At 73.2% G+C, this 8,640-nt stretch carries 11 protein-coding genes; 5 read left to right on the top strand and 6 right to left on the bottom strand.

Translation table 11 applies throughout. The features are described 5' to 3' along the window. Positions 1-87: 87 nt before the first annotated feature. The 4 genes from Q7F20_RS16565 to Q7F20_RS16550 all read right to left on the bottom strand — a co-directional run bounded on the left by Q7F20_RS16565 (position 88) and on the right by Q7F20_RS16550 (position 3,895). Positions 88-882 carry an ABC transporter ATP-binding protein gene (locus Q7F20_RS16565; RefSeq protein WP_305741168.1) on the bottom strand — a complete coding sequence of 265 codons (795 nt, stop codon included), beginning with the start codon at positions 880-882 and terminating at the stop codon, positions 88-90. A 41-nt stretch (positions 883-923) separates the two neighbouring features. Beyond that, a complete protein-coding gene (locus tag Q7F20_RS16560) occupies positions 924-1,604 on the bottom strand; it encodes a GntR family transcriptional regulator (RefSeq protein ID WP_305741167.1) in 681 nt (226 codons plus the stop codon). A 108-nt stretch (positions 1,605-1,712) separates the two neighbouring features. Next, a complete protein-coding gene (locus Q7F20_RS16555) occupies positions 1,713-2,690 on the bottom strand; it encodes an MDR family oxidoreductase (protein WP_305741166.1) in 978 nt (325 codons plus the stop codon). 176 nt (positions 2,691-2,866) lie between these two features. Next, the gene (locus tag Q7F20_RS16550; protein WP_305741165.1) at positions 2,867-3,895 is read right to left on the bottom strand and encodes a 6-phosphofructokinase; all 1,029 of its coding nucleotides are present in this window, start codon (positions 3,893-3,895) and stop codon (positions 2,867-2,869) included. Positions 3,896-4,048: 153 nt separating this feature from the next. Here Q7F20_RS16550 and Q7F20_RS16545 point away from each other — a divergent pair, with 153 nt between their 5' ends. Continuing rightward, positions 4,049-5,020: a DNA-3-methyladenine glycosylase gene (locus tag Q7F20_RS16545; protein WP_370871718.1), complete on the top strand. Its 972-nt coding sequence runs from the start codon at positions 4,049-4,051 to the stop codon at positions 5,018-5,020. A gap of 20 nt (positions 5,021-5,040) precedes the next feature. On the opposite strand, the gene Q7F20_RS16540 is transcribed toward Q7F20_RS16545, so the two are convergent. Continuing rightward, complete coding sequence (locus Q7F20_RS16540; RefSeq protein WP_305741164.1) at positions 5,041-5,379, bottom strand: hypothetical protein; 339 nt, start codon at positions 5,377-5,379, stop codon at positions 5,041-5,043. 27 nt (positions 5,380-5,406) lie between these two features. Further along, complete coding sequence (locus Q7F20_RS16535; protein ID WP_305741163.1) at positions 5,407-6,264, bottom strand: NAD-dependent epimerase/dehydratase family protein; 858 nt, start codon at positions 6,262-6,264, stop codon at positions 5,407-5,409. An 88-nt stretch (positions 6,265-6,352) separates the two neighbouring features. Between Q7F20_RS16535 and Q7F20_RS16530 the strand changes: the two genes are divergently transcribed. The 4 genes from Q7F20_RS16530 to Q7F20_RS16515 form a co-directional block, all read left to right on the top strand. After that, positions 6,353-7,051, top strand: coding sequence for a YceI family protein (locus Q7F20_RS16530; RefSeq protein WP_305741162.1), 699 nt, complete (start codon positions 6,353-6,355; stop codon positions 7,049-7,051). Continuing rightward, on the top strand, positions 7,051-7,563 hold the full coding sequence (locus tag Q7F20_RS16525; protein WP_305741161.1) for a sigma-70 family RNA polymerase sigma factor: 513 nt from the start codon (positions 7,051-7,053) through the stop codon (positions 7,561-7,563). The genes Q7F20_RS16530 and Q7F20_RS16525 overlap by 1 nt, the downstream gene beginning before the upstream one ends. After that, the gene (locus tag Q7F20_RS16520; RefSeq protein WP_305741160.1) at positions 7,560-8,258 is read left to right on the top strand and encodes an anti-sigma factor; all 699 of its coding nucleotides are present in this window, start codon (positions 7,560-7,562) and stop codon (positions 8,256-8,258) included. Before Q7F20_RS16525 ends, Q7F20_RS16520 begins: the two co-directional genes overlap by 4 nt. A gap of 180 nt (positions 8,259-8,438) precedes the next feature. Continuing rightward, the coding region (locus Q7F20_RS16515; RefSeq protein ID WP_370871670.1) for a hypothetical protein at positions 8,439-8,640 on the top strand (202 nt) is incomplete at its 3' end.

The following is an 8,640-nucleotide window of genomic DNA, read 5'->3' as shown; positions in this document are numbered from 1 at the left end:
CGCGCGGCCAGTGCCGTTGCGCGCGGGTTGGGCCAGGAGGCGCGGCGTGCGCTCCGGCACCCCGGCTGCGGTCCGGCGGGCCCCGGGTCAGGACGCGCGGCGAGCGGCCCAGCGACCCTCGGCCCGGAGGATCGCGAGCGGGAAGTCGAAGGCGTGCGAGACCGCCGAGGAGGTGATGACCTCGTCCGAGGTGCCCTGGGCGACCGCAGCCCCGTCGCGCAGCAGCATCGCGTGCGAGGTCGATGCGGGCAGGTCCTCGAGGTGGTGCGTCACCATCACGCTCCCGAGGTCGGGGTGCCGGTGACGCAGGGCGTCCACCGTCTCGAGCAGGTGCTCACGCGCGGCGACGTCGAGCCCGGTCGCCGGCTCGTCGAGCAGGAGCAGCTGCGGTTCGGACATCAGCGCCCGGGCGATGAGCGTCCGTCCGCGCTCGCCCTGTGACAGGACCGGCCAGCGGGCGTCCCGACGATCGGCCAGTCCGACGTCGGCGATGTGCTGCTCCGCGCTGGCGATCTGGCCGGGTGTCGGCTTCCACCGCATCATGAGGTCGGTCGTGCCGGTGAGGCCGGTGAGCACGGTCTCGAACACGGTCAGCGGCGAGAGCATCCGGTGGCGGGGGTCGACGTGCCCGATGTGCTCGCGGAGCTCCCGGACGTCGACGCGTCCGAGTCGCCGACCGAGCAGGTCGACCGTGCCGGCCGTGGGGTGTCCGGTGGCGCCGAGGACCGCGAGCAGCGTGGACTTCCCGGCGCCGTTCGGCCCGAGGAGCGCCCAGTGCTCCCCACGCCGGACGGTCAGGTCGATGTCGTGCAGGAGGTCGCGGCCCGACCGGGTCACGCGGACCCCGGCCGCCCGGACGAGGACGTCGTCGTTGGTGCTCACACGTCCATCGTGGCCCAGGCGGCCGGGGATCGCAGGTCGGCTCAGCCCGCGGCGGCGGTCCCGGCAGCCCGGAGTTCGTCCGCCTGCTGCTCGGCGGTCGCGGTCAGCGCGCGGATCGCGGCGGCGGCAGCGTCGCCGTCACGCTTCGCGATGGCTGCGCGCAGCGGGTCGACCGAGTGCTTGTAGTCCCAGAACTGCCATGCACCCTGGGCCAGCGAGAGGAACCGCGCGCGGGGCAGGAGGGACTCGGCGAACTTGTCGAGCAGCTCGTTGTCGGCGGCGTCGACGAGCAGCGAGATGACCGTCTCGAGCTCGGCGTCCATGCGCTTGTCCTGCTGCTCGGAGTACGAACGCACGGCCTCGAGGTGCTCCGTCAGCGCCTTCGCCGCGGCGTCGTCGAGCTTCGGCACGCCCCAGCGCGCAGCCAGTTCGACGAACCCGCCGAGGACCTGCGTGGTGTCGGCAGCCTGCTTGCCCGTCGGAGTGGCGACGCGGGTGTAGCGGTTGGCCTCCATCTCGACCAGGCCGTAGTCGACGAGCTTGGCGATCGCCTCGCGGATGGGGGTGCGACTCACACCGAGCCACTGCACGAGCTCGTCGTCGTTGAGGCGCTCGCCGGCCTGGAGCGTGCCGTCCTGGATCGCGGCGAGCATCTTCTCGAGCACGACGTCGCGCAGGAGCTTCCGCGGCGAGTTCTCGACGGTGGACTTGGGTACCGGCATGCCGGGCTCCTCACAGGGTCAGGTGTTCTGTACTCAAATCCTAACGTGTCAATATGCAAACGCTTGTGAAATCTCGGCGCTCGGCGCGCGGCGCTCAGCGCTCTGTTCTCAGCGATCGACGGCGACGACGGTGCGTCCGTGCACGTTCCCCGCGACGATCTCCGGTCCGACCGCGATCGCCTCGTCGAGTCCCGCGACCCGCGTCACGCCCGCGAGCAGCGCCGGGTCGAGATCGGTCGCGAGCCGCTGCCACGCCTGCTGCCGGAGCAGCAGCGGGGCGTCGACGGAGTTGATGCCGAGCAGCGACACCGCCCGGAGGATGAAGGGCATCACCGTGGTCGGGAGCGCGGAGTCCTGCGCCAGGCCGCACGCCGTCACCGCACCGCCCCACGTCGTCGCGGCGAGGACGTTCGCGAGGGTGGCGCCCCCGACGCTGTCCACCGCGCCGGCCCACCGTGCCCGCTGCATCGGCCGCCCGAGCTCGGACAGCGTCGCCCGGTCCACCACCTCGGTCGCGCCGAGGGCACGGAGCGAGGCCTCGTTCGCGGCGCGGCCCGTCGACGCGGTGACCTCGTACCCGCGGGCCGCGAGCAGGGCGATCGCCACCGTGCCGACCCCGCCGGACGCACCCGTCACGAGCACGGGTCCGCTGCCGGGCTCGACGAAGCGCTCGAGGGCGAGCACGCTGAGCATCGCGGTGAACCCGGCGGTCCCGATCGCGGCCGCGAACGAGTCGTCGATCGATCCGGGCAGTACGACGAGCGAACCCGCCGGCACCACCGCGTGCGCCGCCCAGCCGCCGTGCCGCGTCTCGCCGAGTCCGGCGCCGTTGACGACGACCCGATCGCCGATCGTGACCTCGTGCACGCCCGGTCCGAGGGCCGCGACGGTGCCGACGACGTCGATGCCGGGCACGAGCGGGTCGATCCGCGCGACGCCGGGGTTCCGGGCGAGCGCCAGGCCGTCCTTGTAGTTGACGCTCGAGTACGTGACGTCGACGAGGACCTCGCCCTCGGCCGGATCGGCGACGTCGACCTCGGTGACGGTGGGCGGGGTGGAACTGGAGACGAGGACTGCGCGGGTCACGCGTCGGACGTTACCCGCGCCTCCCGTGCGCAGGTTCTTTCCCATCACGCTCGCGATGCCTGACGGGATCGGGCGTACCTGGTCGGAAGGAACGACCAGCTACGCCCGATTCGACCAGGTACACCCCCGCCGCACCGCGGCCGCGCCCCAGCCGCGCCGCAGCCGCGCCCCGCCGCTCAGCCGAACATGATGGCGGCCTCGTCGTACCGGGCCTGCGGCACGGTCTTGAGCTCGCCGAGCGCCTCCTCGAAGGACACGTGCTCGATGTCGGTGCCGCGCAGCGCGACCATGCGTCCCCAGCGTTCCTCGACCACCGAGTCGATGGCCGCCAGCCCGAGCCGGGTGGAGAGCACCCGGTCGTACGCCGTCGGCGTTCCGCCGCGCTGGATGTGGCCGAGCGTGGTGGCCCGCGTCTCGATGCCCGTCATCTCCTCGATGAGCGGCGCGAGGCGCTCGCCGATGCCGCCGAGGCGCGGCCGTCCGAACGCGTCGAGACCACGCTCGGTGTGCGCGTTGTCCTCGTGGTCGGGGACGAAGCCCTCGGCCACGACGACGAGCGGGGCCCGACCACGGTCGTAGGCCGCCCGGACCCACGCCGCGATCTGCTCCATGCTCGTCTTCTGCTCCGGGATGAGGATCGCGTGCGCGCCCGCAGCCATGCCGGAGTGCAGGGCGATCCAGCCGACGTGCCGACCCATGACCTCGGCGACCATGCAGCGCGAGTGCGACTCGCCGGTCGTGCGGAGGCGGTCCATGGCCTCGGTCGCGATCGCCACCGCGGTGTCGAAGCCGAACGTGTAGTCGGTGGCGCCGAGGTCGTTGTCGACGGTCTTCGGGACGCCGACGATCTTCAGCCCGGCGTCCGTGAGCCGCTTCGCCGCGGCCAACGTGCCCTCGCCGCCGATCGCGACGATGGCGTCGATGCCGTGACGCTGGAGGGTGCGCTCGATGTTCTCCACGCCCCCGTTCGGACCCTCGAAGGGGTTCGTCCGGCTCGTGCCGAGGATGGTGCCGCCCTGCTTCGCGATGCCCTGGATGTCCTTGCGACCGATCGGGACGATGTCGCCGTCGACCACTCCGCGCCACCCGTCGCGGAACCCGACGAAGTCGTGTCCGTAGATCGCGATGCCCTTCAGCACGATCGCGCGGATGACCGCGTTCAGGCCGGGGCAGTCGCCTCCGGATGTGAGGATGCCGATGCGCATGGGGAACTCCGTCGTCGGGGTGCACTGGGACATGCCCATCATGACTGACGGTGGTTCCGCATTACCATCCTGCGTGTGTCCCTCACCGTTCCGTCCTCCGCCGCCGGCGGCGTCGAGGGCGCTGCGGGGCGGGACAGCGCGGCCGTGTCGTCGATCGACGGGGCCGTCCCGCGCCTCGGTGGGGCCGACCCCTGTGTCGGCGGGACCGTTCCGCGTGTCGACACGGTCTACCGGCCAGGAGGCGCGGTGGACGTCCGCGCGACGCTCCGGCCCCTGCAGCGCGGCTCCGGTGACCCCGCCTTCCGGGTGGTCGGCTCCGACACGTGGCTCGCGCTCCGCACGCCGCAGGGCCCGGCCTCGGTGCTCGTGCGCCGTGCCGGTCCCGACGCCATCGCGGTCTCGGCGTGGGGCGACGGTGCCGCGTGGGCGGTGACGCACGCTCCCGAACTGCTCGGTCGGGGTGACGACTGGTCGGACCTCGATGTGTCCCGACACCCGTTCCTCGTCGACGCCCGACACCGGCAGCCCGGGCTCCGCCTGCTCCGCACCAACACCGTGATGGCGGTGCTGGTGCCCGCGATCATGGAGCAGAAGGTCACCTCCCGGCAGGCCTGGCGCGCCTGGCGGTACCTGCTGCGGCGTTACGGGACGCCGGCTCCCGGTCCGGCACCGGCGGACATGTTCGTCCCGCCGACCGCCGCGCAGTGGGGTGCGATCCCGAGCTGGGAGTGGCACCGGGCCGGCATCGAACCGGGGCGCTCGGCGACGGTGATGCGGGCGGTCCGGGTGGCGCCGGCGCTCGAACGGACACTGGCACTCGGCCGCGGTGGTGACGTCGTGTCCGCTCGGCTGCAGTCGGTCCCGGGCATCGGGCGGTGGACGGCGGCGGAGACCGCGCAGCGCGCCCACGGCGATCCGGACTCCCCGAGCGTGGGTGACTTCCACGTGCCGGCGCTCGTCGGGTGGGCGTTGACCGGGGGGCCGGTGGACGACGACGGGATGCTCGAGTTGCTCGAACCGTGGCGGGGACACCGGGAACGCGTCGTGCGGCTCATCGGTGGCTCGGGGTTCCGGAAGCCGTCGTTCGGGCCGCGCCTGACGATCCAGGACCACCGGTACCACTGAGGCGCCGTGCGACGCGCCGGTCAGCCGACGGCCGGGAACGGGCCGCCGAACCACAGCGCGATCGGCGCGAGCACGGACACCACGGCGCTGGTGGTGACCACGGCGGTCGGCCCGCGACGCTCACCGTGCCGGAGTGCGACGCCGCCGAGCACCAGCGCCGCGACGACCCCGCACCACGGCAGGAGCGACGCCGCCAGCACGAGGGGCCACAGGAACAGCGATGCTCCCGTCCCCGTGACCAACACCGGCACCCACATGACCGACCAGAGCAGCGCGAGCGCCGTCCCGGACATGCACAGGAGCGCCACGGCGACGACGAGCGTGGGGGTGGTGTGGGACCGGACGGCGAGTGCGTGCACGTCCGGATCGTACCGAGCGCGCCGGGGTCAGGGGTGCCGGGTACCCGTGCCGGCGAGCACGGCGCGGTAGCCCTCGCGGAAGGTCGGGTACCGGGGCGCCCATCCCGTCGACCGCAAGAGGGCGTTCGACAGGCGCTTGTCGCCGGCACCCTGCCGACCGCCGGCGCCGCCGTCGGCCCTCGGCGGCACGTCGACCCCGAGCTCGGCGGCGAGGAACGCGTACACGTCGTCGAGCCGCACCGGTTCGTCGTCGGTCACGAGGTACGTCGGAGCGGGGTCGTCCACCGTCGCGAGGTGCACGAGCGCCGCGGCCGCGTCGTCCCGGTGGATCCGGTTCGTGTGCGGCGAGACGCCGTCCGCCGGGGAGCGGCGTGCCGTGCCGCCCCGCACCTGGTCGATCAGACGTTCCCGTCCGGGGCCGTACACCCCCGAGAGCCGGGCGAGCACGGCGTCAGGGGCCCGGTCGCGGAGCAGCGCTTCGGCCTCCACGAGGACGTCCGCGGTGGCGGTGGCGCCGGCCGCCGGCGTGTCCTCGGTGACGGTGCTGCCGTCGTCGACGTCGTACACGGCGGTCGACGACACCACGACCACCCGCGGCGTCGCACCGGAGGCGTCGACGCCGTCCAGGACGTTCCGCAGCCCGTCGACGTAGGTCGCGCGGTACTCGTCCACGTCGCGGCTCCCGGCGGCGACGGCCACGACCACCACCGCCGTGCTCGCAGGGATCTCCGGGACCGACCGGCGCAGGTCGACGCTCCGCCCGGTGAGCGGGGCGGGGACCAGCTCGCCCCGCCGCCGGAGCCCGATCACGCGGTGCCCGGCGGCGGCGAACCGCAGGCCGGTCTCGATCCCGAGGTCGCCACAGCCGGCGATGACGATGTCCACCGACCCATCATGCCGAACGCCGGTGGACGATCCGCCGCTCGTACCGGTCGCCGGTGAACGATCCGCCCTGCCACCTCGTTGGAAGGGTATGGGACTCCGCACACGCACCAAGGTCGTCATCGGCATCGCCTCCGGCGTCGTGGTCGTCGGCGCGGCCGCCGCCATCGCCGGACCGGTGATCTACGCGAACACCGTGAACGGGCAGGCCGCCGCCGCCCCGTCCGTCAGCGCCGCACCGTCCGGCGGGTCCGGCACGCTCAGTGCAGCCGAGGCGGACGGCACCTGGACCAGCACGGGCGACTCGTTCGCCGGCTACCGGGTGCACGAGACGCTGCAGGGGCAGGATGTGAACGTGGTCGGACGGACGAAGGACGTCGAGGGCAGCGCCGAGGTCAGCGGCGGATCCCTGACGACGGCGACGGTCACGGTCGAGGTCGCGAAGATCACCACGCCCGAGTCCGCCCGCGACGCGTACTTCCGCGACACCGCGCTCCAGACGGACCAGCACCCCACGGCGACGTTCACACTGACGAAGCCCGTCGACGTCTCGGGCGCGCTCGACGGTTCCACGCAGGACGTCACGCTCACCGGCACGATGGACCTGCACGGCGTCGAGCGGCCCGTCACCGCCGATGCTCAGGTCGCGGTGGCGAAGGACGGCACCGTGCAGGTCGCCGGCAGCATCCCGATCACCTTCGAGGACTACGGCGTCGAGGCCCCGTCGCTCGGCTTCGTCACGGTGGACCCGAAGGGCTCCGTCGAGTTCTCCCTCGACCTGGCGAAGTGATGGCCACGGGCAGGGGAGCCGACGAGCTCCTCGCGACCCTCTACCGCGAACACGGTGACGCGCTCACCCGGTACGTCCGGCACCTGACACGGGACGGCGACACGGTCGAGGACGTGGTGCAGGAGACGATGGTGCGCGCGTGGCAGCGGCCGGCCGTCCTCGAGCGCACCCCCGACGGCGCGAGGGCCTGGCTCTTCACGGTCGCCCGGAACCTCGTCGTCGACGACGCGCGCTCCGCCCGGAACCGCCGTGAACGCGGCACCGAGTCGCCGGTCGACCGGGTCGAGGCGGACCGCACCGACGCCGTGCTCGACCGCATCGTCGTCGCGGACGCCCTCGCCTCGCTCAGTCCCGACCACCGCCGGGTGGTCGTGGACGCCTACTGGCTCGGGCACACGGTCCCCGAGATCGCCCGACGACACGAGATTCCCGAGGGCACCGCGAAGTCACGGCTGCACTACGGGCTGCGAGCCCTCCGGCTCGCACTGCAGGAACGAGGAGTGACGCGATGAGCGACGACCGCTACGCCGAGTGGGACACCGCCTACGTGCTCGGTTCCCTGCCGCCGGACGAGCGGCTCGAGTACGAGCGGCACCTCGAGACGTGCGACCGCTGTGCAGCCGCCGTCGCCGAGCTCGTCGGTCTCCCGGGCCTGCTGTCCAAGCTGCCGGCCGACCAGGCGGTCGAGATCGCGGACTCGGACGGGAGGCGCGACACCGGCTCCGAGAGCACCCTCGCGTCCGTCGCGCACCGCGTTCGACACCGTCGCCGTCGCCGCCGCCTCTGGGTCGCGGCCACAGCGGCCGCCGCGGTGGTCGCCGCGGTGCTCGGTGGCCTGGCGGTCGGCACCGCACGGGTGGACCCGTCCGTCCAGGCCGGGTCGGGCGCGGCGTCGGCGGACCGGTACTCGCTCGTCGGCGAGCGGGGACTCGACGTCGACCTGACCGTCAGCGGCGAACCGTGGGGCACCCGCTTCGACTGGGGCTGCTCCTACGGCGGGAGGTCCTGGGCCGCCGACGGGTCCGTCATGTACGACCTCGTGGTCGTGCGGGACGACGGGTCCGTGCAGACCGTGGCGTCGTGGTCGGCCGCCGGCGAGGACGCCCGTGGCCTCTCCGCCTCGACCGACGTGCAGCGTGACGACATCGCCAGCGTGCAGGTGCGGCTCCGCGGCGACGACCGGGTGCTCGCGGACGTCGATCTCTGACGGATCTCGATCCGGACCAATCCGGCTCGGCGAGGGTGCCGAATCACTGACATCGACCGGGGAACCACCCCGGAGGCGCTCACCAGCCGCAGATAGCTGGTTCTCCACCCTGCACCAGGGTGTGTTCGGCGCGCACACAGCAGCCGCGCCGAGCGCGACGACAGCAAAGGAACGATCACCATGCGCAAGAGCCTGAAGACCTCCATCACCCTCGCCACGACCGGCGCGCTCGTCCTCGGCGGTGCCGCGTTCGGCGTCTCGGCCGCGCAGGCCGACGGCACCGTGCACACCGTGTCGTCGTCCTCGTCGAAGATCCCCGGCCCGGTCGCGTCGGTGCCCGAGGTCCTCGGTGGGAACACGGCCGTGAAGCTCGACTCCGGCT

This window comes from Curtobacterium sp. A7_M15 (assembly GCF_030705415.1).
Classification (GTDB): Bacteria; Actinomycetota; Actinomycetes; order Actinomycetales; family Microbacteriaceae; genus Curtobacterium.
Note: the sequence above shows the minus strand (reverse complement) of the source record. Positions and strands in the feature narration are given on the sequence as shown.